Here is a 25,983-nt window from a genome sequence, read left to right as displayed (position 1 = left end):
CCAGCCGAAGAAAGACGCCGAACAGGCAGGCAGCCAGCCAAATTCCGCTGGCGGACGCTTTCTACTCCAGGGCTTTACGGCACATGTAGCGGCCTGTAGCGGAAATTTTGCCGGACGCCCCAAGAGGGTGTATTGCGCTCGTCTGGTCGCTTGCCGGAGTTCGAATGGTCGATAGCACGGACCTCGCGCAGGTCCTCCACGAAGCGAATGACATCGCACAGAGCGTGGTTCAGAGGGTCACCTCCGCCCACGTGCTCCTGGCGCTCTTCACGGTGGAGAACCGTGCACAGCTGCTGCTCAAGGAGCGAGGCGTGGACGAGGACGCCATCCTCCAGCTGCTGACGGCCGCTCCCGCGGAGCCGGACAGCCTGCTCCGGGAGCTGCGCGAGAAGACCCGGGAGATCGCCTCCAATGTGGGCTCCCAGGAGGCGGACTGCCTCCACCTGCTCATCGCCGTGGCCCGGGTGCGCTGCGCGGCCCAGGAGCTGCTGCTGCAGGCCGGGCTGGACCTGGGCGGCCTCATGCGCATGGCGATGTCCTATTTCACCAGTGGTCACATGCCGCGCCGCCTCCAACTGGGCCGGTCACAGACCCTGGGGCCCCGGCCCGCGAGCCGCCCCCTGGGCGCGCCGCCGTCTCCCCTTCCGGCCTCCGCCATCACGCTGAGCCTGCCGCGCTCCCGGCCTGGCGCCCCGCCGTCGTCGCCCCCGCCCTTCACCGCGCCGCCACCGCCGCCGCGCTACAGCACGCCCGCGCTGTCGCCGCGCGATCTCATCGATGTGGACGAGGAGCCGGAGGCGCCGCCGCCCGAGCCCGTGGCACGCGCCGCGCCGTCCCCTGCCCCGACCTCCAAGGCCGCCCCCGCACCCGCGGGCCGGCAGGCGCAGTCCGCCGCCGCGTCGCCCGTGCTCGACGCCAAGGCCTACCCCCTGCTCACCTCGCTGGGCCGAAACCTGAGCCAGGCCGCCCACGAGGGCCGCCTGGACCCGGTGGTGGGCCGCGCGCGCGAGGTCGAGGAGGTCATCGACATCCTGGGCAAGCGGCGCACCAACAACCCCTGCCTGCTGGGCGAGCCTGGCGTGGGCAAGACGGCGGTGGTGGAGGGCGTGGCGCAGCGCCTGCTCGAGCTGCGTGGGTCGCTGTCGGAGAAGGTGCTGGTGGAGCTGGACATGGCCACGCTGGTGGCCGGCACGCAGCTGCGCGGCTCGTTCTCCGAGAAGCTCAACGCGCTGAAGGAAGAGGTCCGCCGCGCCGAGGGCCGCGTGGTGGTCTTCATCGACGAAATCCACACGCTGGTGGGCGCGGGCTCCACGGGTGACGGTCCGCAGGACGCGGCCAACGAGCTGAAGACGGCCATGGCGCGCGGTGAGTTCCCCTGCATCGGCGCCACCACGCACGACGAGTACCGCAAGTTCATCAGCACCGACCCGGCCCTGGAGCGCCGCTTCACCCCCGTGGTGGTCAACGAGCCCTCCGTACCGGAGACGGTGGAGATCCTCCGCGGCATCATCGGCCGCTACGAGGAGCACCACGGGCTGCGCTACACGCCCGAGGCGCTGGAGGCCGCGACGTCCCTGGCCAGCCGCTACGTGACGGACCGCTTCATGCCGGACAAGGCCATCTCCGTGGTGGACCTGGCGGGCAGCCGCTGCCACCGCGAGGGCCGCGACGTGGTGGAGCCCGCCGACGTGGCGCGCGTGGTGGCCAAGCTCGCGGGCGTCCCCGAGGAGCGCCTGCTGATGAACGACTCGTCGCGTCTGCTCCGGCTGGAGCAGGACCTGGCGGAGCGCGTCATCGGGCACTCGGAGGCAGTCACGCGCATCGCCCGGGTCATCCGCCGCAACTACGCGGGCTTCGCGTCGCGCCGCCCCATGGGCAGCTTCCTCTTCCTGGGCCCCACGGGCGTGGGCAAGACGGAGATGGCCCGCGCGCTGGCGGACGTGCTGTTCGGCAGCCGCGACTCGCTGGTGCGCCTGGACATGAGCGAGATGTCCGAACAGCACGGCGTCTCGCGCCTCATCGGCTCGCCCGCCGGCTACGTGGGCTTCGGTGAGGGCGGACAGCTCACGGAGCCCGTGCGCCGCCGGCCCTCGTCGGTGGTGGTGCTGGACGAAATCGAGAAGGCGCACCGCGAGGTGCAGATGCTCCTCCTCCAGGTCCTGGAGGAAGGCCGCCTGACGGACGGCAAGGGGCGCCACATCGACTTCTCCAACACCGTCATCGTCATGACGACGAACCTGGGTGCGGAGGCCTTCTCCCGCACCGGCCGCCCGGTGGGCTTCGGCGCGGACTCCGCGGGCCCCGGGGACGCCATGGACATGGCATCTTCGGTGGCGCGCAAGGCGCTGCCGCCGGAGCTGTGGAACCGCATCGACGAACGGCTCCCCTTCCGTCCCCTGGCGGAGGTGGAGGTGGCACGCATCGCCACGCTGCTGCTGGAGGAGAGCAGCAAGCGCCTGACCACCGAACGCGGCATTGAATACGTGGCGGGCGACGACGTGGTCGGCCACCTGCTGAAGTCCGGCGGCTTCGACCCGCAACTGGGCGCGCGCCCCATGCGACAGATGGTGCAGCGGCTGGTGGAGGGCCCCCTCGCGGAGCGCATCCTGTCGGGCGAGTTCGTCACGGGCGACCGCGTGCGCATCGCGGTGAACTCCGGACAGCTCCAGTTCCAGCGCGAGTGATGAGCCCCAGCCCCCGCCCCCGCGCAGGGCCTTCGAAACGGCGCCCACCCGTCGTGATTGTCGGGATGGGCCGCCTGGGGGGCGCCCTCGGGCTGGCGCTCCAGGCGAAGCGCTGGCCCGTGCGCATCCACTCCCGCACGGATGAAGGCCGCGAGCGCGCGGAAGCGCTCGGCTTGAAGACGGCCGCTCCCGCGGACCTGAAGCGGGCCCGCGTCATCCTCCTATGTGTTCCGGACGCGGCGGTACCCGCCGTCGCACAGGCGCTGTCCACCACCCTCCCCCGCACGGCCGCGCTGGTGCACACGGCGGGCGCGCTCTCGCTCGATGCGCTGGGCACGGCCAAGGGCCGGAGTCGCGGCTCGTTCCATCCGCTCTGCGCTGTCTCCTCGCCACGTGACTCGCTGGTGGGCAGCACCGTGGCGGTGAGCACCCCGTCACGCACGCTGCGGGAGGTACTGCGACACATGGCGGCGGACGCGGGGCTCCGCGTCATCGAGGTGCCAGAAGCCCACCGCGCAGCCTACCACGCGGGCGCGGTGCTGAGCGCTGGAGGCCTGGTGTCGCTGGCGGATGCGGCGGTGGCGGCCCTGGGCGCAGCGGGAATCCCGCCAACGGACGCACTGGCGGCCCTGTTGCCGCTGATGCATTCGGCACTGAGGGGCTTGGAGACCCGGGGTCTCGCGGGGGGCCTCACCGGGCCCATCGTCCGCGGAGACTCCGGCGTGGTGGCGGCGCACCTGGAGGCGCTCCCCGCGGACGTCGCGCCCCTCTATCGGCTGCTGTCGCGGCGCGCGCTGGGGCTGGCCGGAGACCGGCTGGAGCCCACGTCGCGCGCCGCGCTGGAACGGCTGCTCAAGCCGTCAGGATGATGGAACCCTGCAGGGCCTTGCGCACCACGGCCAGGGCCTGTTCGGACGCGGCCTCGGCCTCGGTGAGCCGGCGCAGGGACAGCTCGCCGCCCTGAACCTGCGTCACGGAGCGCTTCAGGTCGGAGAGCAGCGTCAGCGCGGCCTGCAGCATCTCCTTGCCCTGCGGCGACTCGGTGGCGGGCTTGCCGGCCGCCTTCGCCACGTACTCCGAGAAGCGCTGGAGCGTCTCCGCCGTCTTCGCGGGGTCGAACTGCTCCAGCAGCGGCTGGATGCGCGAGGCGTTGATGCGGATGAGGCGAAGCGCGCCCACCCGGCCGAAGCCCGGGTGCACCAGTCCGATGTCACTCATCTCGAACGCGCCCAGCAGGCCCTCGTCGGGGGCCTTGTGCGCGTGCGGCACCAGGTCCACGAAGAGCGGCAGCGGGTCCGCGCCCTGGCGGAACATCTCCAGCTCCTCCTCGTCCAGCGGCGGGAAGCTGGCCGGGGTGCCGATGAACAGCAGCGGCAGCACCAGGTCGTGCCAGAAGTCCTCGGGCGCCGAGCCTGTCCCACCGATGGTGCCGAACAGGTGCGCCATCAACTCCGCCAGACGCGGCGCGCGCTCGGCCTGGTCGATGAGCGACTTGGTGGTGTCCAGGCGCTGGAGGGACTGCACGATCTGCCCCTCGAACTGCTGGCGCGCCTCGGGCGGCAGCGGCGGCTGGGTGCGGCCCAGCGCGTTGCGCACGTCCCGAGCGAGCCCGTCCGGCTTCGTCTCCAGGGCCGTGGCGGCCTTCTTCGGGTCCAGGACGACGAACTGGAGGAACCCGGGGTCGAAGAGGCGCTGGTAGTCCACCGGCGTCAGCTTGGGCGCCTGGCCTCCCAGGGCCTGCGCCGGGCTGCCGCCAAAGCGGGCCTGCCCCAGCGAACGGCGGATGTCCGCAGCCAGGTCTTCCAGGCGGGCCAGCTTGCCCTGCCCCAGCGAATCCATCACCGCGCCGAACGGCGACAGCATGATGATGGCCTCCGGGAAGCCCAGCGTGGCGCCCTCCGGCGAGTCCCGGTTGGGGAACCAGAAGGCCTGGTGCTCCTGGATGAGCCGCAGGGCGAACGCCCCCGCCAGGCCCAGCGCGAGCGTCTGGTGCTCCGGCTTGTTCACCTGGAACTGGCCGCCCGTCAGCTGCGCGATGGCGGGTTCAATCTCCACCCAGGGAGCCTTGAGCAGATCGACTGGCTTGCCGGTGGCCTGCTCCAGGGCAGCGGCGACCTGCATCTGGGCATTGTGAACGTGCTGCGGAACGGGATGCGCCTGGGTGGCGGGTTCGGACATGGCGGAATCCAGACTCGGAAATAGGAAGGCGACGGGGCCATCCCTTACCGTGAAATTCGCGGTCGTGGCTACGATTTGTGGCCTGTAGGATGGCCTGCATGCCCGCTTCCCGCTGGTGGCTTCGCTGGGCTGTCCTCGCCACCTGTTTCCTGCTGACAAACGGCGGGTGTGCCTTCGTCACACCCCGTTTCCCCCAGAACATCCAGGCCTCGTTCGCTCGGGACGAGATGCGCAAGCTCACCACGGAGTCCCTGGAGCTCTACTACCCCGCCCAGCTCCGGGGCGCGGCCCTGCGCATGGCGTCGCGGCTGGAGGGCTGCGTGGCCCGCCTCCAGGAGCAGACGTGGCGGAAGAAGAAGCGGGACCGGGTGCTCGTCTACCTGACGAGCTCCAACTTCAACAACGCCTACGTGGTCCCGGACTACGCCAGCACGCCGCAGCAGATGGTGATGCCTTCCCACCTGACGCTGGAGCTGTTCCACCTGTTCAACCTGGGCGAGGTGGACGTCGGCGACGTGGCCTGCCACGAGGCCGTCCACTACGTGCAGCTCCAGCAGACGGACGGGGTCTGGGGTTTCCTCAACCTCGTCACCGGGGGCCTGTTCCAGCCCAACTCCTATACGGAGTCGTGGTTCCTGGAAGGACTGGCCACCTACTACGAAGGGCAGTTCGAAAAGGACGCGGGACGGCCCCACAGCCCCATCTGGCGCGGCTGGTACGACTCCGTGGTGCAGGCCACCGGAGGACGGCTGAACCCCGGCTACCTGTCCCCCGAGCAGCGCGCGCTGGACCCGTTCGGCGGCAACTACATCACCGGCATGCACTTCGTGGAGTACCTCGCGAACCGCTACGGGGAGTCGAAGCTGTGGAAGCTGGTGGATGAACAGGGCGGCTCCCTGGTGCCGCCGCTGGCGGTGACCCTGCGCTTCAAGCGCGTGTACGGGCGGGACATCGGCTCGCTGTTCGCGGAGTACACGCAGTCGCTGCGAGAGAACCTGCAGGTGCGCGAGCGGCCCTCGGCGCAGCGAACGTGGGTGCCCGACGCGGGATACTTCTCCCGATTGGCCTCGCACGCGGCCAGCCGGGTCACCGCGACGGTGGGCGTGGGCCGGGAGCGCTACACGCGGTTGACGGTGCTGGAGCCGGATGGCCGCGTGCGTTTCGAACGGCCGCTGGTGGAGCTGCTGCCCGGGCGCCGCTGGGTGCTGGGCTCCCCGACGCTGGTCAGCGGCATGTCGTTCAGCCGCGATGGCGCGTGGCTGTACCTGGTGATGGCCGACCTGAACACGGAAGGGGGCTACACGGCGAAGCTGTGGAAGGTGGATGCGCGCACGGGTGACGTCGTTCGGCTCTGGGACGACGTGATGGGGATGGGTGGCAGCATCACGCCGGATGGGACGGCCTACGTCTACGTCCGCGTCGATGGGGATTCGGCCAACGTGGTGCGGCTGGATTTGGAGACGGACACCCGGAAGGCCCTCACCGACTTCGGCGCCAGCACCTCCGTGGGGCCGCCCGCGGTCGCTCCGGATGGCGAGCGGGTCGTCTTCCCCCTCTCAGGGGACGCGGGTTGGGACCTGGTCCTGCGGGAAGCGGATGGACGCCTTCGGTGGCTGACGCGCGATGGCCGCTTCAACTACTCGCCCAGGTGGATGGATGATGAACGCCTCGTGTTCCTCCGGGAACATGAGGGGCGACTCCAGGCCCACGTCCTCACGGTGGCGACGCGGGAAGTGGTTCGCATCACGGACGCGCCGCACCTGGTGATGGACGTTCATCCCGTGGGGACCGAGGAAGTGGTGTTCCTCAACCGGGACGGTCTGAACTTCACCATCGACCGCGCCCCACTGGTGCCCATTGCGCCGACGGAGGCTGACGCTGGCACGGCGCGCGTGGAGGTGGCAGGGCACGCGGTGCTGGCGCAGGCGCCCCACCCTTCGGCTCCGTCTCCCGAGACCGAACCCGGAGCGCCCCGGCTCCCCGAAGTGCGCACGGAGACTCCAGCATCGGAATCGGAGCAGACGCCCACGGCCGCACCTTCCGAGTCCGAGTTCGCCGCGTTCCCCATGCCCGGCGCTCCGGTCCAGCCCGATGCGGCGCAACCGCCCTCACCGTCAGAGACCGCGCCGGGCCATGGAGCACCGCTATCCGGACAGCCGTCCACCAGCGATGAGGCGTCACCTCCGCCAGGGGCCGCGCCGGACCACGGAGCGCCGCCCTCCGAGGAGTCGCCCGCCAATACCGCCGAGGGCGCAGTACCTCCACCGCTGGCCCCTCAGTCGGAGCAGCCTGCTACCGAGGACACCGCACCGCCGTCCCCATCTCCCGCGGCCGAAGACGCGCCCACGGCGCTCACGGCTCTCGACGGTCCTGTCGAAGCCCCGCCTGACCCGGGCATGGAGCTCCAGATTCTCTCGGACGAGCCCTACTCGCCGCTGGAGCGCTTGTTCATCCCCGAGCTCCGCGTGCCCTACCTGCTCGCGGGAGCCGACCCCGACAACACGGACGACACGTACACGATGGGCGGGTTGGCCCTGGCGGGACAGGACCGGCTCGGCTTCCACGCGTACTCGCTGCTGCTCTCCTTCGACACGCGAGAAGACGCCCCCAGCCTCTCGCTGGCCTACGGCAACGCGCAACTCGCGCCCTGGTACATCCAGGTGTCGGGCGCGTACATCCGCCAGAATCAGCGCACAGATCTCCAGGCCACGGCCTTCGCCTCGCGCTCGTTCTGGACGACGCCGGTGACCTTCGGCGTGCTGGCGCTGCGCCGCGAGTACGACGCCACGGACCGCTTCCCGCGCATGCTGACGCGCATCGTCGGCCCGGAGGTCTCCGTGTCGTACTTCGCGGGTGACGCCACGTCCTACGGCAGCACCCAGCGCGGCCTGGGCATGACAGCGGTCGCGGGTGTGTACCCCGGCGCATTCCTCCGGGACTCCACCATGGGCGATGTGCGCCTGGGACTCGACGCCTTCACGGGGGGCCTTCCCTTCACGGGGCGCGACAACCTCCGCCTCACCGCAGTGGGGCGCTTCCTCCCCGGCGCGCCGTCCGGGCTGCTCCAGGTCGGCGGCCTGAGAGCGGGGCAAATCTGGTACACCAACCGCGAGAGCCAGCAGACCGCCCCGCTGCCCCTGCAGTTGCAGCCGGGCATCGCCTTCAGTGAGTACCTGCGCGGCTACGAGGACCTGGAGATTCGCGCGCGCGACGCGCTCATCGGCTCCGCGACGTACCAGTACCGGGTCCCCATCGACTACGGATGGGCCTCCACGCTGTGGCTCTTCCCGTCCCTCTTCGTGCGCGACGTCGGCGTCGAGGCCTTCGGCTCGCTGGCCCGCACCGACAACCGCGCCAACCACGCGGCCGTGGGGGCCTCGGCGTCACTGCACCTCACCTTCGGGCAGGCGATTCCGGTGTCCCTCTATTACCAATATGCCTACCGCTTCGAGCGGGGCCTGGACCACCTGCACCTCGTCGGCTTCGGACTCTGACTCGGGCCTGCCCCTCAACCTGCTCGCGAATCACGAACCTCGGTTGAGCACGCGCATGTCGCTTACAACCCCTCGTCCTTGCAGAGGTCGTTCTGCAGCTCCGTCAGCGCCTTCCGCGCCCGCATGGGCTGGCAGGTGTTGGCCAGGAAGTAGGACGAGGCGCCCACCGTCGCACTCTTGAGTCTCGCGCCGAGCGCCGACCAGCACCACTCGAACGCCACCTTCCTCGCATCACCCGCGCGGGCATCCGTCGCGGGCAGGTCCAGTGCGGCCAGCACTGCCTCCGCGAGCGCCTCGTCCTTGCAGGCGCCAGCCTCCTTCCCGCCCCGCACCGCCGAGGCGAAGAGCGGCATCGCGACGTAGGCGAAGTGGCCCCTCTTCACGAGCCGCGCGGCCTGGAGCGTCGTCTCAGCGCTCGCGTCCACCGTCAGCTCCCGGTACGTGTCGATGCAGCCACTCCGCTCGAGTTCGAGGCAACGCTCCAGGTCCTTCAATCCTCGCGCATCGCGCGCCGAGGAGAAGCCGGGTGCCTTGGCGAGGAAGGCATACCGCTGCCCCAGAGCGCGCGCCTTCCGGGCGGTGGCGAACGGGTCCTTGTCGTCCGCAGCCGTGGCCGATTCGACTTCGGCCGTCGCCGCTTCCGTCACGAGCGCACGCCATGTGTCGGAGCGCGTGGCGGGAGGAACCTCCTCCGCGCGCTCCAGCAGCTCCGCCCAGGACTTCTGCACGGCCAGCGCCCGGAGGTCTTCGAGCGTCGCGGCCGGGCGAGCCAGCACCGGCGCCGCCAGGAGGTACGCCAGCACCATGGGCAGTCGACGCATCACTTGAGCCTCGCGTCCAGGAACGCGGGCCCCTCGGCCGCGCCCCCTTGAGTGGTGGTGAAGATGAGCGCGTCGGCACCCCGCTCGAACGCGAGCGCAGGCCCGAAGCGACAGGTGAGGACCGTGACATCCTTCACGGCGACACAGCGAGCCCGGGCCCGCGTCGCGAGCGGCGCACACGCCGCCCAGACGTCCAGCTCCGCCATCACCGCATCGTCGAAGGTCTTCCAGTCGAACGTGAAGGTCGGTGACGTGCCACACGCCTTGCGCAGCGCCGCCATGGCCTCGGCGGCGCGCGCGGTGTACTTCTTCTCCAGGTGGGGCCAGGCCTTCTTCTCGAAGGCCGCGATCCGCCCGGACTCCCGTTGCAGCAGGTGCGCGGCAAGCACTTCGGAGGCAGACGCCTTGCCCGTCGCCTCCTGGCTGAACTTGACGCGGAAGGATGGCTTCCCGGGAACGAAGGCCTCGTAATCGCCAGCGCGCTGGGACAACAGCACCCAGTCCGCGCCGCGATGACGGACGACGTAATCAACACCCCGCCCCGTGTCCCTGGCTTTGCCGCGCACCGAGAGGCCATCCTGCGCGGAGTCGGTGCCCTGAAGCCGCAGCACCACCTCCGACGCCTCCCGGGGCGCCAGCGTCACGACCTCGATGGACTGCCCGTCGGTGCCCCGATAGACCTTGAGGGCCAACGACTCCAGTGACTCCGCCGCCACGGCCCCCTGGGCCCACAGCAGCAGGAGCACCATCGCCATCCTCCGCGCCATGCTCAGTTCAGCGCCTTCTCGAGGGTCGCCTTGGAGTTGTCCTCGATGTTCGTGTGGTCCACGCTCATGCGGTACGTCAGCGTGCCCTTGTCGAGCGAGAGATTCCGCAGCGTCGCGTCGTTGGTGCCGTCCTTCTTCTCGGGCGGCTTGACGCCACCGAACAGGCACGACACGCCGGTCACCTTCTTCGCGATCGCCTTCTTGTAGGCCGGGCGCTCGCACATGCTGGTGATCCCATTGATGGCCGCCTCACAGTAGGAGCCATAGCTCGAGTTCGCCCAGGCCTCCGGCTTGAAGTTCTGGAAGTCGGTCTTGACGGTGAGCTTGGTGCCACACTTCTCGTTCGCGGCAGCCAAAGCCTCGGAGATCTTCTCCTCGAACGACGCCTTCGCCTCCTCCTGCGCGGGCTTGAGATCCTCCTCGGCGAAGGCAGACGTCGACAGCAGGGCCACGGTAGCGAACACGAGCTTCGAATTCATGCGATGTTTCTCCAGGAAAGAACGGCCATCGCGAGTTTCAAACTGCCCTGGTTTTTACGCAAGGGTATCAACGGAATAGAAGCCCTTTAGCGGGGGACGGCGGCGCTACGGCGTCCGCTTCAGGCCATAGAGACCGTGCTCGCGCGCATAGGCAATGGCGCGCGCGGGCACCAGGTCCGACGGAGCCTCGCCGCGCGCGAGCAGGTCGCGAATCAGCGTCGACGACACCTCCGCCAGCGGCGGCCCCAATGTGTTCGGCGCCGGGTACCCCGCGCGGTTGAGCACCATCACCCGCGACAGCTCCTCGATGCGGTGGAAGTCCTTCCAATGCGGAAGGTCGCGCAGGATGTCGCTGCCGATGATGATCGACCAGCGGATGTCCGGATGCCGCGCCACCAGCAGGGTCAGCGTGTCCACCGTGCGGCCGGAGAGTCCCGGCTCCTGCTCGATCCGGCTTGTCTTCAGCCAGCCCGATGTCTCCGCGCACAGCGCATCACACATGGCGACGCGATGCTCGAAGGGCTCCATCTGCTTGCCGAACGGGTGCTGCCAGGACGGCATCAGCCACACCTCGTCCACGTCCTGGGTAGCATGGACGTACGTGGCGGCCATGAGGTGCCCCACATGGGGCGGGTTGAACGAGCCTCCGAGGAGCGCGACCTGCACGGCGGGCCTCACGTCACTTGAGGGACAACTTCGGGGACTTCTTCTCCAGGACGATGACCTGGGGCTCCACTATCGAGTGCCCATCCAGGCGGAACGCGGAGAAGCGCAGGTTCCGGTCCACCTTCTCCAGGAGCGCGCACGTCTGTTCGGCGGCGCCCACCAGTCGCCCCGGCGTCAGGAAGTAGCGCGGGCCAATCTGAACCACCTTGGGCTCCGGCTCCTTGCCGTGGACGAAGAGCAGCGCGTTGAGCAGGTCATCCCGCGTCAAATCGTTCTTGTCGTGCACCACGCAGCACAGCGTGTCCCCCATCAGGTCCATGACCTTGTTGTTGATGGAGGGGTCTCTGTACTGGAGCGATTCGCGCTCGGGCACGCGGATGAAGCGCTCCATGACGAGCCGGCGGTCGTCCTCCGACGCCACGTCCGCCGGAGCCTCCGCGCGTGACGGCGTGCGAGGCAGCGCGTCCTGGCTGCCCAGCCAGTTCGTCACGTCCGCCAGGAAGTCCGCGTCCGAGTACTCACGCCCGCCCCGGCTCTTCTGCCGCCGCCACAGCACCCATTCATCCAGGTCCGTGTAGCGCGCGCCCACGAAGAGAAAACGCCGCGCCCCCTTGGAGCGCAGCAGCTCGTAGGCCGCGTCGAAGGCTTCGAGGTCCCCATGGCTGTCGGAGAAGACGCCGATCACGCCTCAAGCGTATAGCAGGTAGGACGTCCTGTGACGTGCGAACGTTTCCGTCTGAGCGGAGAACCCCTCCAGCAACCGCTCCAGCGGCCACCCCGCTTCGATGCCTCGGCGCACCTGGTCCGTCCCGCAGAGCAGGTCGAAGGCCGGCACGTCCTCGACGAACTCGTAGGCATCCGCGCGCCAATCGAACGAGCCCGGGCCAATGTCATGCAGCGTCTGGAAGATGGCGACGCCGGTGCGCAGGGGCTGGAAGGCCTCCCGGTCCGTCACGTGGATGAAGGCGCCGTTGCAGGACTGCCCCGTGTACTTGTCGAACGTCGGCGTGAAGCCCACGGCCCGGAAGGCGACCCCGGGCAGCTCCTCCTTCGCCAGCCGCGCCAGCAACTGGTCCGTGTCCACCCACGGCGCCCCGAACTGCTCGAAGGGGCGGCAGGTGCCACGGCCCTCCGAGACGTTGGTGCCCTCGCCCAGACACATGCCCGGGTACACCAGCGCGGTGTCGGCGGTGGGCATGTTGGGCGACGGCGAGATGAAGGGCAGCCCCGTCTCCGACCAGAACTGGCCGCGGCGCCAGCCTTCGCACGGCACCACCGTCAGCTCGCAGCCGAAGCCCTCCTGGACGTTGAAGAGGCGGGCCAATTCCCCCGCCGTCATGCCGTGGCGGTTGGGCAGCGCGTACAGGCCCACGAAGGAGCGGAAGCCCTCCCCCACCAGGTTGCCTTCCATCGCCACGCCGTTGAGCGGGTTCGGCCGGTCCAGCACGTAGAAGGGCACACGGGCCTTCGCCGCGGCCTTCATGGCCAGCGCCATGGTGTAGACGTAGGTGTAGTAGCGGCTGCCCACGTCCTGGATGTCGAAGACGAGCGCGTCCAGCCCCTGGAGTGACTCCTGCCGGGGCGACAGCGATTCGAAGGTGGAGCCGTAGAGGCTGTACACCGGCACGCCGGTGCGGCGGTCCTTCGCCTCGTCCACGGCGACCATGTACTGCGCCTCACCCCGGATGCCGTGCTCCGGACCGAAGAGCGCAGCCAGCGTGACGCCGTCCGCGCCCGACAGCAGGTCCGCCAGGTGGCGGAAGCGAGCATCCACGCTGGTGGGATTCACGATGGCGCCCACGCGCTTGCCCTTCAACGCGGAGAAGCCCTGCTCCACCCACACGTCCAGTCCCGTCTTCACCTTCGTCACGGCGTTCCCTTCCTCAGCCAGCCTCGAGGGCCGGCACATCAACGCTCCTTGAAGCCCTTGAGCGCGCTTTCCGCGGCCACCTTCGAGTCGCACTTGGAAATGCCGAACAGGCCCGTCCGCACCCCGTCATCGGGCCCACCGTCGGACTTCAGGTCCTCCAGGGCGCTCACCGCCCGCTTCAACTGGAGCCGGCCTACCGTGGACGCGGCATCCGAGCGCACGTCGCATCGCGCATGCGACAGCATCTCGATGAGGCGGTCCTCCGCGGCGCGGCTGCCGGCCTTCACGGCCGTGGCGTAGACCTTCAGCGCGTCATCGGGCTTGCCCGTCGCTTCCGTCAGACGGCCCAGCAGGAAGTTGCGCCGCCCGGAGTCCTCCTCCTTCATGATGAGGGTCCGGACGTCCTTGGCCAGCGCGGTCCGCTCCTCCTCCGGCGCCCGCTCCACCGCCTTGATGGCGCGCACCGTCTCGTCGCCACTGAACGCCAGCATCGCGACGCCCGCGAGCACGACGGCCGCGCCCACGCCCACCAGCGCGCGGTGCTTCTGGACCTGCGGCGGAAGCGTCGCCATGCCGCGCGAAAAGAGCGAACCGCCCACCGTGCGCGCCTGCCGCCCGAGCTCCGCGGCCTGCTGGCCCAGCACCGTGGCACCCGCGGCCGCGCGTTGGCTGATGACCGCGGCGCCCGCAGCGGCCCGCTGCCCCAGCACGGACAGGTCCACCTGCGCCCCCGGTGACGAAGCCTCCGACACGCGGGACAGGGCCAGGTTCCCGAAGGGCGGCATCGATTCGGAGCCCGGCGTCTCGGCGATGGCGCTGGGCGCGGGAGCCTCCACGCGGTACGGCGCCCGGGGCACGTGGAAGACGCGAATCTTCCCCGGGATGCCCTTCAGCTCGTAGGCGCCCACTTCCTTGGAAGGCACCTCGGCCTTGTTCATCGCCAGGTAGACGGCCTCGGTGAAGTACACCTCGCCCGCCTCGGCGATGCCCTCCACCCGGGCGGCGATGTTGACGGGCTCGCCGAAGATGTCGTTCCCGTCCAGCCGCACCTCGCCTACGTTGATGGCCACGCGGACGTGAATCTGCTCCGACACCTCCACCGTCCGGTTGTGGTGCCACAGCCGATCCTGGATGGCGATGCCGCTGAGCACCGCCTGGGTGGGCGATTCGAAGGTGACGAGGTACGCGTCACCGATGGACTTGACGATGCGCCCGCCAAACGCCTTGAACAGCGGCGCCAGCAGGGCCTCGTGGACCTGGAGCAGGCGCTGGTTCTCCTCCAGCGTCTGCCGGCTGGTCCGCTCGGTGAAGCCCTTGATGTCGGTGAAGACGATGGCGAGGTTGGCGGTCTTCAAAGCCCGCGCAGTGTATGCGCCACCGTCGATGGTGCAATCGCAACTGCGTACCAAATGACCGCTCGCTGTCAGCGACGTGATGGTTTGAGGTCACGCATTCGCCGCTTCGGAGGGGCTTCCAGCGCCGCGCGGACCCGCTCCGCGAGCTGGGGCCGCCCCGTGCGCGTGTAGAAGTCGGCGAGCCGCCGGAGGACCAGCGGACTGGCCGGCTGGAAGCCTCGCGCCGCCAGCAGCTCCTTCTCCGCGTCCAGCAGGCGCTCCTGCTTCTCCAGCACCTCCGCCAGCTGGAGGCGCACCTGCACCCACTCCGGCTTCAGCCGCGCCAGGTAACGCAGGTGCAACTCCGACTTGAGCAGGTCCCCCATGTCCAGCCAGAGCGTCCCGAGCCGGAAGCGGGCCTCCTCGTAGGAGGCGCGCAGTTGCACGGCCTGCTCGTACGCCTGGACGGCCTGCCGGCGGTCATCCCGCTCCTCCCACAACAAACCCCGCAGGTACCAGGCGCGGGGATTATTGGGAGCCTGCTGGAGCGCGGCGTTCAGGTGGGACTCCGCCTGCTCCAGCGCGCCTCCCGTCTTCAGCAGCAGCCGGGCCATCTCCAACCGGGGCAGCTCCCACGCGGGTTGAGCCCGGACCAGGGCCTCCAGCGCGGCCAGGGCGCCCACATCATTCCCATCCGCTTCCAGGGCCAGGGCCTCCGGGAGCGAAACCACCGTCCGTGACGAGGCCGGAGTCAGGGCAGAAGGCTCCGCTGCGTCAGTCGCGCCCGCCAGCAAAGCCACCAGGATGACCCACCTCATGTGCGGCTGATAGCAGAGCCGACCCGGGCGCCTCAATAGATCCTCTTGACGGCCGAACGGCCGCGCATGAAACCCATGACCGTGCAGATATCGCAAAGAACGCTGGAAGACCTGGGCTTCGCGGATGTGCTCCGCGCGTTGGCGCAACGCTGCCGGACGGAGCCCGGCAGGGAGCGGGTGCTCGCCCGGCCGTTCCTGGCCACCCCCGAGGCCGTGGCGGAGGCCCTCGCGCTCGTCGCCGAGACCCGCTCGTTGTCCCAGGAGCAGTTCTCCCTCCCCTTGGGTGGCGTGACGGACCTGCGTACGCCCATCGGCCATGCGGCCAAGGGCGGCATGCTGGAGCCCCGCCAGCTCATCGACTCGGCGCAGCTCCTGTTCGCCTTCGTCCGCACCCGCGAGGCACTGGACGAACGCCGGGCCCGCGTCCCCCGGCTGGTGGAGATTGCCCGCCGGATGCCATCGCTGGAGCCGCTGGCTCGCCGCATCGACCAGTGTTTCGAACCGGACGGTGAGATCTCCGACCGTGCCAGCCCGGAGCTGCGCGAAGCCCGGGACCGCGCACGTGGGCTCCATCGCCGCATCAAGTCGCGGCTCGAGGAGATGCTCCACGATGAGACCTTCCTCCCCAAGCTGCGGGAGAACTACTACACGATCCGCAACGGGCGTTACGTGGTGCCGGTGGTGGCCAACTACCGCTCGGAAGTGGACGGCATCGTCCACAACGCCAGCCAGACGGGCCAGACGCTCTTCATGGAGCCTCAGGCCATGGTGGGCCTGGGCAACGACCTCGCCATCGCCCAGTCGGAGGTGACCGAGGAGGAGCGCAAGGTGCTCCAGGCCCTGAGCGACCAGCTCGGCCGGGAGTCGGAGCGCATCCTGGAGGGCCTGGACGCCGTGGCGGAGCTGGACGAGGCCGAATCCGTGGCCATCCTCTCCGCGGACCTGGGCGCCAGCATGCCGGCCTTCGAGAACGTCACGGAAATGCAGCTGCGGCAGCTGCGCCACCCGCGCCTGGTGCTCAAGGGCGCCGAGGTGGTGGCCAACGACGTGACGCTCACGGGCGATGCGAAGGCCCTGGTCGTCTCAGGCCCCAACGCGGGCGGCAAGACGGTGACGCTGACGGGCGTGGGCCTCTGCGCGCTGATGCTCCGCGCCGGCCTGCCGATTCCGGTGGCCGAAGGCTCTCGGATGCCGCTGTACCGCTCCGTCCACTCCACCGTGGGTGACGCGCAGGACCTGGAGCAGGGCCTGTCCACGTTCAGCGCGCACGTGGTGATGCTGCGAGACATCATCGGCGCCGTGGGCGAGGGCTCATTGGTCCTCATCGACGAAATCGCCGCGGACACCGACCCGCGCGAGGGCGCGGCAATCGCCATCGCCGTGCTGGAGGAGCTGATGTCCAAGGGCGTGGTGGTACTCGTCACCACGCACCTGGAGGAGCTGAAGGCGCTGGCGCACATGGACCCGCGCTTCCTCAACGCGCGCGTGGGCTTCGACTCGAAGCGCATGGCCCCCACCTACCGGCTCCAGATTGGCGCCGCGGGCCAGTCGTCGGCCATCGAGATGGCGGCGCGCGTGGGCCTGCCCCAGAACGTGTGCGAGCGCGCCCGGGAGCTGTCCGTCAGTGCCGGCGGTCCGCTCACCAAGGCGCTGGCGGCGGCCGAGGAGGAACGGCGCAAGCTCTACGAGGAGCTGGAACGCGCCCGCGTGGCGGCCCAGGAGGCCGAGGCGCTCCGGGCCGACCTGGAGAAGCAGAAGCAGTCCTTCGAGCGCGAGCGCCGCGCCCGGATGATGCAGTTCAACGACGACGTACACGCGGCGAGCGAGCACGCGGCGGCGGAAGTTCAGAAGCTGCTGACGAAGCTTCGAGCCGAGCAGAACGAGAAGGCCCTCGCCGAGGCCCGGCAGCAACTCCAGCAGCGCGCGGATGAGGCGCTGAAGCGCGCCCAGGCCGCCAAGGCGGAGCTGTTCCAGGTGGAAGCACCTGGCCCGGCCAACCTGAAGGTGGGCGCCTGGGTGCACCACTCGGGGCTGAACCGCGATGTGGAAATCCTGGAGCTGGCGGACAACCACGCGGTGGTGTCCGCGGGTGGCGCGCTGAAGATGCGCGTGCCCATCACGGAGCTGTCGGGCGCGCGCACGCGCAAGCCGCAGCAGGCGAAGTTCCCAGAGCGGCAGAAGCAGGATGCGGCGCTCAAGCGCGCGGCCTCCGCGGCCCCCTCCGAGGTGGAGGCCACCCATTTCCGCTGCGACGTGCGCGGCATGCGCGCGGACGACGCGCTGGCGGAGCTGGAGTCGTTCCTGGACCGCGGCATGCGCAGCGGAGAAGACGCCGCGCTCGTCATCCATGGCCATGGCACGGGGGCGCTCAAGCAGGCCATCCGTGACTACCTGGCCGCGTCTCCGTACATCCGCATGTACCGGCCGGGTGAAGGCCACGAAGGCGGCGACGGGGTGACCGTGGTCGCCCTGCGCGCCTGACCGCACCCGCGATACGGACTGAAGCATCCAGGGCCGGAGGTGGCTGGAAACGGCTGCCTCCGGCCCTTCGTCTGTCAGGCCAGCCCGCGCGACTGCCAGCGGAGCCGCGGTGTCCACGAGTTGGAGCTTGAAGCATTGGAGCTGCATCGGCGCCAGCGCATGTCAGGCGCGGCGACGGAACTGGTGGCCTAGCTTCGAGACACGTCGCGACCAAACACCTGGCGGATGCGCTCCAGATCCGCCGGTGTGACATGGAGCAGCGAGTGCTTGGGCGACACCACCGCGAGCACGTATCCGCCGAGCACCCAGGCACGGGCGCGATACTGGGCGAAGTTGCGGAAGAGGCAGCCGTAGCCTCCCGCGACATGCCCCTCGAAGGCGTCGACCTCCAAGACCTCGAACGGAGCGGTGAGCCCGCAGCGCAGGGCCTTGGAGAGCGCTTCCTTCATGGTCCAGATGACGTTCGCCGCCAGCTCGCCGCCGCCGGGCGCGTGACGGACCATGGCCAGTTCGCGCTGCGGCATCACGGATTCGAAGACGTCCGTCCGTTCAGGAGAGAGCTGCTCGACGTCGACGCCAACGATGTGCTCCGGCCCACACGCAACCGCTGCCGCCACCGAGCGCGCGTGGCTGAGAGAGACCACGGGCGAATCCCCTCCCGCGCCCTTGACCACCGGATGTTCGAAGACGCCGGGCGCGATTTCGACCGCGTGCATCGGTACCTGGATGCCGAGCCCGCCGAGGGCGCGTTTGGCTGCGTAGCGCCCCAAGAAGAACCCGAGCCGCCGCGAGTCCGCGCGAAAGCCCTCCAGTCGAACCCGCTCATTCGGATGGAGCAGTGCCAGTTGCGCATCGTTGATGGCCGCAGCGGACTCCTGATGGACACAGGCGAGCACCGCCGGCACCGGCACACCGTGGCGCACCATGCCGAGCGACACCGTCGCGGAGGACTCCAGTCCGAGCGGGTCGTGATGGTCAGAGCCGGTCATGGCGCTGGATTCTGTGTCAACCCGCCCAGGACCTCAATCACAGCCGAGCCCCTGGCGCAGGGTGAAATCACGGCAGTGTCGTCAGATACCCGGCTCACGCGGAAAGCCGTCAGTTGGCGCACACCGCGAACGTCCCGACGCCTTTCTCCGAGGCCACCATGCATTGGGTCGTCCAGCACAACCTGTTCAACGAGCCGGGCTTCCACACGCTGATGGGCGTGCTGCGGCGCGGCGAGATTCCGCACACCGTCGTGAAGGTCATCCCGTTCGATGGCGGTGTCGAGCCGACTGTCGACGTCGACGGGCCCGTCATCGTGATGGGCTCCCTCAGCCTGACACGTTACGCGAAGCGGAGAGGCTGGACGCCGGGCGCGTTCCTCAACGACAACTTCGACTTCCGGATCTGGCGCGAGAAACTGGGCCACCACCTGCTCAACGCCGATGCCCAGGTCCACCGCTTCGGGGACGTTCCACCGAGGGAGGGCCCCTTCTTCATCCGCCCCTGCCTGGACGACAAGTCCTTCTCCGGCATGGTGACCACGTGGGACGACTTCAACGCGTGGCGGGCGAGCGCCCTCGCATTGGGCGAAGGCGCCACGGTCGATGCCGACACCTGGGTGGCCGTCAGCCCGCTGAAACACATCCAGCGTGAGTACCGCATGGTCGTCGTCGACGGACGTGTCGTCACTGGCAGCCGGTACAAGCTCGGGGACCGCGTTGCGTCGTCTCCCGAGGTCGAGCCCGACGTGCGCGACTTCGCCCAGGCCATGGCCGACACCTGGACGCCAGACCGGGCCTACGTCCTGGACGTCTTCATGCACGACGGCGGCCTGTACGTCGGGGAGCTCAACAATCTCAACGCGGCGGGATTCTACGCCTACGACGTCGCGAAGATGGTGGACGCCATCGAAGCAATGCCCTGGTAGCTCGGTCCGGGCATCGCTCCGCGCGTGTCGCGGCTCAGGACACGCGCTGGTGCTCCGCGAGCACGTCGTCCAGAGCCTGGGCCTGCAGCTTCACGTCGGGATCCGAGTCCGACAGGGCCTTCGCGGTGTGAACGCGAGCACGCGCGGCGTCCGACTTCGCCAGGGCCATGGCCATGAAGAGGTGCGCCCGCGTGTCCTCGGGGTGAGCCTCCAACACAGGCGTGAGGACCTGTACCGCCCGTACGTCCTCTTCCCGCTCCAGCAGTGCCATGGCCAGGTCGTGCGCCGGGCCCGGCTCCGACGGTGCCCGAGCATGGGCGTGCTCCAGCAGTTCCACGGAGCGTACGCGCTCACCCGCCAGATCCAACACGCGAGACAATCCGTGCATCACCGCCACGTCTCCGGGGGACTTGCGCAGCGCCTCTTCCAGCAGACGGCGGGCTTCGCCCACATCCCCTGCGTCCAACCGGGCCATTCCGTCGCGATAAAGGTCCGTTCCCACTGAGCTCTCCTGGCACCACGCGGTGCGTCGGTCATTTCCACGCAACTTCAAGTCTACAAACTGCGACAAACTGAGAGGAAGCTTTCCCCCCGGACTTCATCATGCTCGTTCGCAACGCCCCCGTCTCGGCCCGCCGCCCGGCGAACTCCCCCTCGGAGTCGCCCGCCGCGGAGAAGCCCAACGCCGCCGCGGCTCCCGCGGCCATCCACCAGAAGGACTCGTTCAGCAACACGACGACGGCGCTCCAGCGCACGGCGAAGGTGGGTGCGGCGCCCGCGGGCGACCACGGCAAGCTGATGATGGAGTACCTGACCGGCGCCCGCCCTCCTCCGGCGGACTTCGAGAAGGTCATCGGCTACAAGCCCTACGCCATCCAGACGCCGCACGGTCAGCGGATGCAGGACCCGCTGGGCTACGCCTCCGTCCCGCTGAAGATCGGCCCGGACAAGGAGTTCGACCCCGCGGCCAAGACGCACGACTACGGCTACGACCTGCTGCGCTACTTCGACAAGAAGGGCACGCCGCTCGGCCCGGATGCACGCAAGGCCGCCGACGCCCTCTTCCGCAAGGACATGTTCGACTACGCGAACGACCAGAAGGGCGCGCTGAACCGCTTCAAGTACCGCTCCTGGGCGCAGATCTACGCCACCGCGGTGGAGCTGAACTCGAAGCGGCAGGGCAACGGCCCTCCGTGAACCCCGTGTAGGTTGCCGGGGCGTGCGGCGCGGAGTCGCTTCTCCGCGCCGCTCGATGCGCTCAGGGCGACTCGTAGCGCCGCAGCTTGTCGTACAGCGTCCGCAAACCAATCCCCAGCCGCTGCGCGGCACGCTTGCGGTTCCCCGCCTCGTCCGCGATGGCCTGCTCAATGGCCCGTCGCTCCAGCTCCTCCAGCGTCAGGCTGGGAAGCCGGCCCCCCTCCGAGACGGGCGCATCCACCACGGGCCCCGCCGCGCCCGTTGGATCCAGCCACAGGTGCCGAGGCTCCACCACCGGCCCATCCGCGAGGATGGCGGCCCGCTCGAGCGCATTGCGCAGCTCGCGGACGTTGCCCGGCCAGGTGAACGCCTCCAGCCGCGCCACGGCCTCCGGTGACACGCGCAAGCCTGGACGACCCAGCTCGTCTCCGATGCGGCGCAGCAGCAGCTCCGACAACGGCCGCAGGTCCTCGCGCCGCTCGCGCAGGGACGGCAGCCGGATGGGGAACACGGCCAGCCGGTGGTAGAGGTCCTCGCGGAACTCACCGCGCGCCATCATCGCCTTGAGATCGCGGTTGGTGGCCGCCACCCAGCGCACGTCGGCTTCCAGGGTCCGCGTACCGCCCACGCGTTCGAAGCGGCGTTCTTGGAGGACGCGCAGCAGCTTGGCCTGGAGCTCGGCCTTCAGCTCGCCGACCTCGTCCAAGAAGAAGGTGCCTCCCTGCGCCAGCTCGATGCGGCCGCGCCGCTGGGCCACCGCGCCGGTGAACGCGCCCTTCTCGTGTCCGAAGAGCTCGCTCTCCAGGAGCGTCTCCGTCAGCGCCGCGCAGTTAACGGCCACGAAAGGCCCGTCCGCGCGCTCACTCCACTGGTGCAGGGCCCGCGCGGTCACCTCCTTGCCGGTCCCGCTCTCCCCCACCAGCAGCACCGTGGCCTGCGTGGGCGACACCTTCCGCAGCGCTTCCACCACCGGGTGCATGGCGGGAGCACCCCAGCTCAGCTCCACCTCGCCCGCCGACTGCCGCGCCTCGGTCTTCCAGTTGAGCAGCGCGCGCCGCTCCAGGGCCCGCGCCACCGTCAGGCGCAGTTCGGCGGGGCTGCCCACCGGTTTGAGCAGGAAGTCGAAGGCGCCCGCCTTCATCGCCGCCACGGCGCTCTCCACCGTGCCCACGGCGGTGAGCACCACCACCTCCACGTCGGGCTGCTCCTCGCGCACCTTGCGCAGCAAGGTCAGCCCGTCCATCCCGGGCATCCGCAGGTCCGTGAGCAACAGGTCCACGCCCTGCCTCGCCATCAGCCGCGCGGCCTCCTCACCGTCGGCGGCCGTGGTCACCGAGTGACCTTCGTACTCCAGCGCCTCGGCGAGGAACGAGCGCACGCCCTCTTCGTCATCCGCCACCAGGATTCGCGCCATGGCTCAGGCTCCTCTCGCGGGAACGGTGAGACGGAACTCCGCGCCGCCGCCCGCATGGCTCCGCGCGCTCACCGTGCCGCCGTGCAGTTCGACGATGCGGCGGGTGATGGCCAGCCCCAGGCCCACGCCGCGCATGCGGCCCGTGATGAAGGGCTCGAAGATGCGCTCCTCCTCCCCCGCGGCGATACCGGGCCCGTGGTCCTTGACCGTGAACACCAGGGACGAGTCCTGCCGCTCCACGGTCGCCTCCACGCGCTGGCCTTCGGGGCTGGCCTGGACGGCATTGCGCAGCACGTTTTCCAGCGCCTGCTGCAACCGGCCCGCGTCCAGAGGCCAGGGCGTGCGGTCCGGCAGATAGCGAGCCTCCACACGCGCCGCGCCCGTGCTCTCCACCGCCGCGCGGAGCACGTCGTTGGGGTCCGCCTCCACGCGGCGAAGCTCACCGCTGGCCACGAAGCCCAGCAGGTCATTCATCAACTGCTCCAGCCGGACGGCCTCCGACACCACCCGGTCCGCCTTGGGCGCCAGGACGGCGTCACGCTCCACGCGCTCGGCGAGCAGTTGCGCATGCCCCTTGAGCGAGGCCAGGGGATTGCGAAGCTCATGCGCCAGCACCGCGGACATGGTGCCCAGGGCCGCAAGCCGCCGGCCGCGCTCCAGTTCCTCCGACAGCGCCTCCCGCTGCGCCAACGAGCGCGAGAAGGCGAAGGCCAACACCAGGATGCCCACGCACGAGGCCACCGCCACGCCCAGCAGACGCTGCGAGCGCGACTCCAACGCCAGGGCGGTGAGCGGCTCGAACTCGTAGACAATGCGCAGGTGCTTGCGCGGCTCCAGGGAATCGCCCTGCGCCGACATGGCGCGGACCTCCTCCTGTGTCAGGGGACCGAAGGCGGGACGGGGCCGGCGGAGGCGGCTGACCAGGCGCGCGCGCGCGCCTTCGACCACCAGCGGCGATCCCTCATGCAAGAGAAGCCGCCCCAGCTTCACCTCCCCGGCTGACGCCAGCACCTGGTCGTCATCCACGACGGCCACGTAGCGCAGGCCGCCCTCCCGGTGGGCTGCCAGGAAGGCGTTCAGCGCGGACGGGTCCGGGAGCCCCTCCGTGTCGCGGAAGGCCTCGAAGCCGGCGACCATGATGACGTTGGCCATGCCCCGGGTGACCAGGGCGGACGACTCCAGCGCGGTGTTCCGGATGAACAGCGCCGCGGATATCAGCACCGCGCACATGAGCACCGCCGCCACCCAGGGCGCTCGAGGCCCAAGCGGCCGCCACCAGGGAGCGCCGCTCACCGCCGACCTCCGCCGTGGGGACTCCAACTCCATCGCACACCTCCACAGGCTGCGAACTCTGCATGCGGAGTGCGGAATCCGCACTCTCTTCTGTCGGTGCCGCGCGCCTCGGGAGCCGTCGGTCGTCCGAGCATGAGAGGGTGCATGGGGCGTTCTCCTGGGGGTGGAGGGCGGCCATGTGGCCGCTGGCAGGGCGAAGGAGCAGGCGCGAAACCTCGGCGCGCCCACAGGTCGCCCTGCCCAGTGCAATCACGGGGCCCAGGCCCGCTGTTCAGGCTCGAAGCGCGCGGGCCCTGGGGAGGCCCCGAGGCGTGCATGCGAAGATGGCCGGCATCGCATGCGGAATCCGCACTCGCACTGCGGTTCCCGCAGGCCCGGCGCCACTTTCCCTCCACATTTCCACGGGTTGGGCCGTGGCAAGGCAAATGCAGTGGCCCGGCTTGCGATGAAAAACGCACAGACACCGTGGTGGAAGCGGCAACCCTACCGGATGACGGCCCTGGCCCTGGGCTTCCTCGGGCTGGTGACGGCGCCCGGCGTGGGTCTGGCCCAGGCAACGACGACGATGACGACGGTCTCCCTGGAGGAAGCCATCGCCCGGGCGCTGAAGACGAGCCCCCAGGTGGCGCAAGCCGCCGGCACCGTCACCACGACGGGGGCCGCCGAGCGCAGCGCGTTTGGAGCCTACCTCCCCAACCTGTCCGCGAGCGCGAACACCTCGCTGGCCAGCAGCCAGCGCCTGGACCCCACCACGGGGGCGGTGTTCAACGCCCCCAGCGACACGTACAGCGCCGGCTTGTCGGCCTCGTGGAACGTCTTCACCGGTGGCCAGCGCGGCGCCACCAGCAAGCAGGCCCAGGCGCGCTCTAGCGCCGCGCGGGCCGGACTGATCGCGCAGCGCGCGTCCGCGGTGCTCGACGTGGAGCGTTCCTATTACGAAGTCCTCCGCGCCGGGGGCCTGGAAGAGGTCGCCGTGTCCCGCATCGAGCGCGCGAAGCAGAACGCGGAGGCCGCGGATCGGCGACTGGCGGTGGGCTCGGCGACGCGCTCCGACGTGCTGCGGGCGAAGTACGACCTCACCGCCGCGCAGGAGGCCCTGCTCTCCGCGCAGACCCAGCACGCCGCCGCGGCCCTCTCGCTGGGCCGGCTCATCGGCGAGGACGGACCGGTGGACGCACAGCCGTTGGAGCTCCAGGACGTGTCCACCTTCGCGCTCACCGACGAGGCGCTGACGGACGAAATCACCGCCCAGGCGCCGTCCATCCAGGCCGCGGAGGCGGACCTTCGGGCGGCCGAAGCCAGCGTGAAGGTGGCCAGGTCGTCCTACCTGCCCACGGTGCGTCTGTCCGGCGGTTATGACTGGTTCAATGACGAGCCCGCGCTCAACGGAGGCCGCACGAGCTGGTCGGTCCGGATGGGCCTGTCCTACCCCATCTTCGACGGCTTCGTTCGCGAGGAGCGCGTGGTGAGTGCGCGGACGCAGGCGTCGGTGGCCCAGGCCACGCTGTCGGATACCCGGCGCGCGCTGCGCTCGAGCGTGGGAACGTCCCTGAACCAGCTCAAGCTGGCGTCGAACCGCATCGCCCTGGCCACGGAGTCCGTCGCGGTGGCCCAGGAGGACCTGAAAGTGCAGCAGGAGCGCTACAAGCTGGGAGCCACGACCATCATCGAGCTGCTGACGTCCCAGGAGAACCTGGTGACGGCGGAGATCAACCTGGTGGCCTCCCGCTTCGACTACCGGATTGCGCGCGCGGAGCTGGAAGCGCTCGCGGGGAGGCCGCTGTGAGCACGTCCACCCATCCCCAGCAGCAGGCGGGCACGGGCCCCGCGCGGGACATCTCCGACGTGGTCATCCGCGTGGAGGGCCTGCGCAAGGACTACACGATGGGCTCCGAGGTGGTGCGCGCGCTGCGCGGCGTGGACCTCACCATCCGCCGCAACGAATACGTGGCCGTCATGGGCCCGTCCGGCTCCGGCAAGTCTACCTTCATGAACCTCATCGGCTGCCTGGACGTCCCCAGTGAAGGCCAGTACTGGCTCAATGGCCAGCCGGTGGCGGGCATGTCGGAGAACGCGCTGGCCCGCATCCGCAACCGGGAACTGGGCTTCGTGTTCCAGAGCTTCAACCTGCTGCCCCGCGCCTCCGCGCTGGACAACGTCGCCCTGCCCCTCATCTACGCGCGCATCCCCAAGAAGGAGCGGCGCGAGCGCGCGGCGGCGATGCTGGACAAGGTGGGCCTGGGCGCGCGGATGGACCACCGGCCCAATGAGCTGTCCGGCGGTCAGCGCCAGCGCGTGGCCATTGCCCGCGCGCTCGTGACGCAGCCCGCCCTGCTGCTGGCGGACGAGCCCACGGGCGCGTTGGACAGCCGCACGGGTGAGGAGATCATGGCCCTCTTCGGCGAGCTGCATGGCCAGGGCCAGACGCTGATGCTCGTCACCCACGAATCGGACATCGCGGCGCATGCGCAGCGGGTGCTGTTCCTGAAGGACGGCGTCATCGAGCGGGACGAGCGGAATCGGGACTGAATATTCGCCACGCTCGCTGCGTGGGCCAGGGAACGGGAGGTCG

21 protein-coding genes are annotated in these 25,983 nt (G+C 69.8%); 8 read left to right on the top strand and 13 right to left on the bottom strand.

Going from position 1 to position 25,983, the window contains the following annotated elements; genetic code table 11:
* Positions 1-164: 164 nt before the first annotated feature.
* A complete protein-coding gene (locus FMQ63_RS18205) occupies positions 165-2,684 on the top strand; it encodes an ATP-dependent Clp protease ATP-binding subunit (RefSeq protein WP_011554181.1) in 2,520 nt (839 codons plus the stop codon).
* Complete coding sequence (locus tag FMQ63_RS18200) at positions 2,684-3,553, top strand: Rossmann-like and DUF2520 domain-containing protein (RefSeq protein WP_216608823.1); 870 nt, start codon at positions 2,684-2,686, stop codon at positions 3,551-3,553. Before FMQ63_RS18205 ends, FMQ63_RS18200 begins: the two co-directional genes overlap by 1 nt.
* Here the strand turns inward: FMQ63_RS18200 and FMQ63_RS18195 are convergent.
* Positions 3,537-4,862, bottom strand: coding sequence for a hypothetical protein (locus FMQ63_RS18195; protein ID WP_020478845.1), 1,326 nt, complete (start codon positions 4,860-4,862; stop codon positions 3,537-3,539). The genes FMQ63_RS18200 and FMQ63_RS18195 overlap by 17 nt on opposite strands.
* Positions 4,863-4,951: 89 nt before the next feature.
* Here FMQ63_RS18195 and FMQ63_RS18190 point away from each other — a divergent pair, with 89 nt between their 5' ends.
* Complete coding sequence (locus tag FMQ63_RS18190; protein ID WP_216608822.1) at positions 4,952-8,356, top strand: hypothetical protein; 3,405 nt, start codon at positions 4,952-4,954, stop codon at positions 8,354-8,356.
* Positions 8,357-8,418: 62 nt separating this feature from the next.
* On the opposite strand, the gene FMQ63_RS18185 is transcribed toward FMQ63_RS18190, so the two are convergent.
* From FMQ63_RS18185 to FMQ63_RS18150, 8 genes are all read right to left on the bottom strand, one after another.
* Positions 8,419-9,177 (bottom strand): hypothetical protein, encoded by a 759-nt coding sequence (locus FMQ63_RS18185; RefSeq protein ID WP_225909311.1) that lies wholly within the window; start codon positions 9,175-9,177, stop codon positions 8,419-8,421.
* A complete protein-coding gene (locus FMQ63_RS18180; protein WP_020478847.1) occupies positions 9,177-9,926 on the bottom strand; it encodes a hypothetical protein in 750 nt (249 codons plus the stop codon). The genes FMQ63_RS18185 and FMQ63_RS18180 overlap by 1 nt, the downstream gene beginning before the upstream one ends.
* A gap of 20 nt (positions 9,927-9,946) precedes the next feature.
* Positions 9,947-10,423: a hypothetical protein gene (locus tag FMQ63_RS18175; RefSeq protein ID WP_011554187.1), complete on the bottom strand. Its 477-nt coding sequence runs from the start codon at positions 10,421-10,423 to the stop codon at positions 9,947-9,949.
* 105 nt (positions 10,424-10,528) lie between these two features.
* Positions 10,529-11,101: a nicotinate (nicotinamide) nucleotide adenylyltransferase gene (gene nadD / locus FMQ63_RS18170; protein ID WP_011554188.1), complete on the bottom strand. Its 573-nt coding sequence runs from the start codon at positions 11,099-11,101 to the stop codon at positions 10,529-10,531.
* Between the two features lies 1 nt (position 11,102).
* Complete coding sequence (locus FMQ63_RS18165) at positions 11,103-11,774, bottom strand: hypothetical protein (protein ID WP_011554189.1); 672 nt, start codon at positions 11,772-11,774, stop codon at positions 11,103-11,105.
* Positions 11,775-11,777: 3 nt separating this feature from the next.
* Positions 11,778-12,998 (bottom strand): exo-beta-N-acetylmuramidase NamZ domain-containing protein, encoded by a 1,221-nt coding sequence (locus tag FMQ63_RS18160; protein WP_011554190.1) that lies wholly within the window; start codon positions 12,996-12,998, stop codon positions 11,778-11,780.
* A complete protein-coding gene (locus FMQ63_RS18155) occupies positions 12,998-14,314 on the bottom strand; it encodes an adenylate/guanylate cyclase domain-containing protein (protein WP_026113895.1) in 1,317 nt (438 codons plus the stop codon). The genes FMQ63_RS18160 and FMQ63_RS18155 overlap by 1 nt, the downstream gene beginning before the upstream one ends.
* A gap of 68 nt (positions 14,315-14,382) precedes the next feature.
* Positions 14,383-15,111, bottom strand: coding sequence for a tetratricopeptide repeat protein (locus tag FMQ63_RS18150; RefSeq protein WP_011554192.1), 729 nt, complete (start codon positions 15,109-15,111; stop codon positions 14,383-14,385).
* A gap of 75 nt (positions 15,112-15,186) precedes the next feature.
* Between FMQ63_RS18150 and FMQ63_RS18145 the strand changes: the two genes are divergently transcribed.
* The gene (locus tag FMQ63_RS18145; RefSeq protein WP_011554193.1) at positions 15,187-17,592 is read left to right on the top strand and encodes an endonuclease MutS2; all 2,406 of its coding nucleotides are present in this window, start codon (positions 15,187-15,189) and stop codon (positions 17,590-17,592) included.
* Between the two features lie 188 nt (positions 17,593-17,780).
* On the opposite strand, the gene FMQ63_RS18140 is transcribed toward FMQ63_RS18145, so the two are convergent.
* Positions 17,781-18,581 (bottom strand): 4'-phosphopantetheinyl transferase superfamily protein, encoded by an 801-nt coding sequence (locus FMQ63_RS18140; protein ID WP_011554195.1) that lies wholly within the window; start codon positions 18,579-18,581, stop codon positions 17,781-17,783.
* 158 nt (positions 18,582-18,739) lie between these two features.
* Between FMQ63_RS18140 and FMQ63_RS18135 the strand changes: the two genes are divergently transcribed.
* On the top strand, positions 18,740-19,507 hold the full coding sequence (locus FMQ63_RS18135) for an ATP-grasp domain-containing protein (protein ID WP_225909313.1): 768 nt from the start codon (positions 18,740-18,742) through the stop codon (positions 19,505-19,507).
* 34 nt (positions 19,508-19,541) lie between these two features.
* Here the strand turns inward: FMQ63_RS18135 and FMQ63_RS18130 are convergent, their stop codons facing one another.
* The gene (locus tag FMQ63_RS18130; RefSeq protein WP_011554197.1) at positions 19,542-20,078 is read right to left on the bottom strand and encodes a M48 family metallopeptidase; all 537 of its coding nucleotides are present in this window, start codon (positions 20,076-20,078) and stop codon (positions 19,542-19,544) included.
* A 32-nt stretch (positions 20,079-20,110) separates the two neighbouring features.
* Here FMQ63_RS18130 and FMQ63_RS18125 point away from each other — a divergent pair, with 32 nt between their 5' ends.
* Entirely contained in the window at positions 20,111-20,704 is a 594-nt protein-coding gene (locus FMQ63_RS18125) for a hypothetical protein (RefSeq protein WP_011554198.1), read from the top strand.
* A gap of 61 nt (positions 20,705-20,765) precedes the next feature.
* Here the strand turns inward: FMQ63_RS18125 and FMQ63_RS18120 are convergent, their stop codons facing one another.
* Both FMQ63_RS18120 and FMQ63_RS18115 read right to left on the bottom strand, forming a co-directional pair.
* Complete coding sequence (locus FMQ63_RS18120) at positions 20,766-22,118, bottom strand: sigma-54 dependent transcriptional regulator (protein ID WP_011554199.1); 1,353 nt, start codon at positions 22,116-22,118, stop codon at positions 20,766-20,768.
* A 3-nt stretch (positions 22,119-22,121) separates the two neighbouring features.
* Complete coding sequence (locus FMQ63_RS18115; RefSeq protein ID WP_011554200.1) at positions 22,122-23,411, bottom strand: sensor histidine kinase KdpD; 1,290 nt, start codon at positions 23,409-23,411, stop codon at positions 22,122-22,124.
* A 490-nt stretch (positions 23,412-23,901) separates the two neighbouring features.
* Between FMQ63_RS18115 and FMQ63_RS18110 the strand changes: the two genes are divergently transcribed.
* Together FMQ63_RS18110 and FMQ63_RS18105 are read left to right on the top strand one after the other, a co-directional pair.
* Positions 23,902-25,197, top strand: coding sequence for a TolC family protein (locus tag FMQ63_RS18110; RefSeq protein WP_011554201.1), 1,296 nt, complete (start codon positions 23,902-23,904; stop codon positions 25,195-25,197).
* The gene (locus FMQ63_RS18105) at positions 25,194-25,940 is read left to right on the top strand and encodes an ABC transporter ATP-binding protein (protein ID WP_020478849.1); all 747 of its coding nucleotides are present in this window, start codon (positions 25,194-25,196) and stop codon (positions 25,938-25,940) included. The genes FMQ63_RS18110 and FMQ63_RS18105 overlap by 4 nt, the downstream gene beginning before the upstream one ends.
* Positions 25,941-25,983: the final 43 nt, after the last annotated feature.

Origin of the sequence: Myxococcus sp. CA005 (genome assembly GCF_006518205.1) — a bacterium.
GTDB lineage: Bacteria > Myxococcota > Myxococcia > Myxococcales > Myxococcaceae > Myxococcus > Myxococcus xanthus.
Note: the sequence above shows the minus strand (reverse complement) of the source record. Positions and strands in the feature narration are given on the sequence as shown.

Bases quoted from the DNA above. Each gene is read 5' to 3' on its own strand.
- FMQ63_RS18135 (WP_225909313.1), top strand. From the start codon at position 18,740: ATGCATTGGGTCGTCCAGCACAACCTGTTCAACGAGCCGGGCTTCCAC.
- FMQ63_RS18195 (WP_020478845.1), bottom strand. From the start codon at position 4,862: ATGTCCGAACCCGCCACCCAGGCGCATCCCGTTCCGCAGCACGTTCAC.
- FMQ63_RS18125 (WP_011554198.1), top strand. From the start codon at position 20,111: ATGCTCGTTCGCAACGCCCCCGTCTCGGCCCGCCGCCCGGCGAACTCC.
- FMQ63_RS18110 (WP_011554201.1), top strand. From the start codon at position 23,902: ATGACGGCCCTGGCCCTGGGCTTCCTCGGGCTGGTGACGGCGCCCGGC.
- FMQ63_RS18200 (WP_216608823.1), top strand. From the start codon at position 2,684: ATGAGCCCCAGCCCCCGCCCCCGCGCAGGGCCTTCGAAACGGCGCCCA.
- FMQ63_RS18190 (WP_216608822.1), top strand. From the start codon at position 4,952: ATGGCCTGCATGCCCGCTTCCCGCTGGTGGCTTCGCTGGGCTGTCCTC.
- FMQ63_RS18145 (WP_011554193.1), top strand. From the start codon at position 15,187: ATGACCGTGCAGATATCGCAAAGAACGCTGGAAGACCTGGGCTTCGCG.
- FMQ63_RS18185 (WP_225909311.1), bottom strand. From the start codon at position 9,177: ATGCGTCGACTGCCCATGGTGCTGGCGTACCTCCTGGCGGCGCCGGTG.
- FMQ63_RS18150 (WP_011554192.1), bottom strand. From the start codon at position 15,111: ATGAGGTGGGTCATCCTGGTGGCTTTGCTGGCGGGCGCGACTGACGCA.
- FMQ63_RS18175 (WP_011554187.1), bottom strand. From the start codon at position 10,423: ATGAATTCGAAGCTCGTGTTCGCTACCGTGGCCCTGCTGTCGACGTCT.
- FMQ63_RS18140 (WP_011554195.1), bottom strand. From the start codon at position 18,581: ATGACCGGCTCTGACCATCACGACCCGCTCGGACTGGAGTCCTCCGCG.
- FMQ63_RS18160 (WP_011554190.1), bottom strand. From the start codon at position 12,998: ATGTGCCGGCCCTCGAGGCTGGCTGAGGAAGGGAACGCCGTGACGAAG.
- FMQ63_RS18120 (WP_011554199.1), bottom strand. From the start codon at position 22,118: ATGGCGCGAATCCTGGTGGCGGATGACGAAGAGGGCGTGCGCTCGTTC.
- FMQ63_RS18205 (WP_011554181.1), top strand. From the start codon at position 165: ATGGTCGATAGCACGGACCTCGCGCAGGTCCTCCACGAAGCGAATGAC.
- FMQ63_RS18180 (WP_020478847.1), bottom strand. From the start codon at position 9,926: ATGGTGCTCCTGCTGCTGTGGGCCCAGGGGGCCGTGGCGGCGGAGTCA.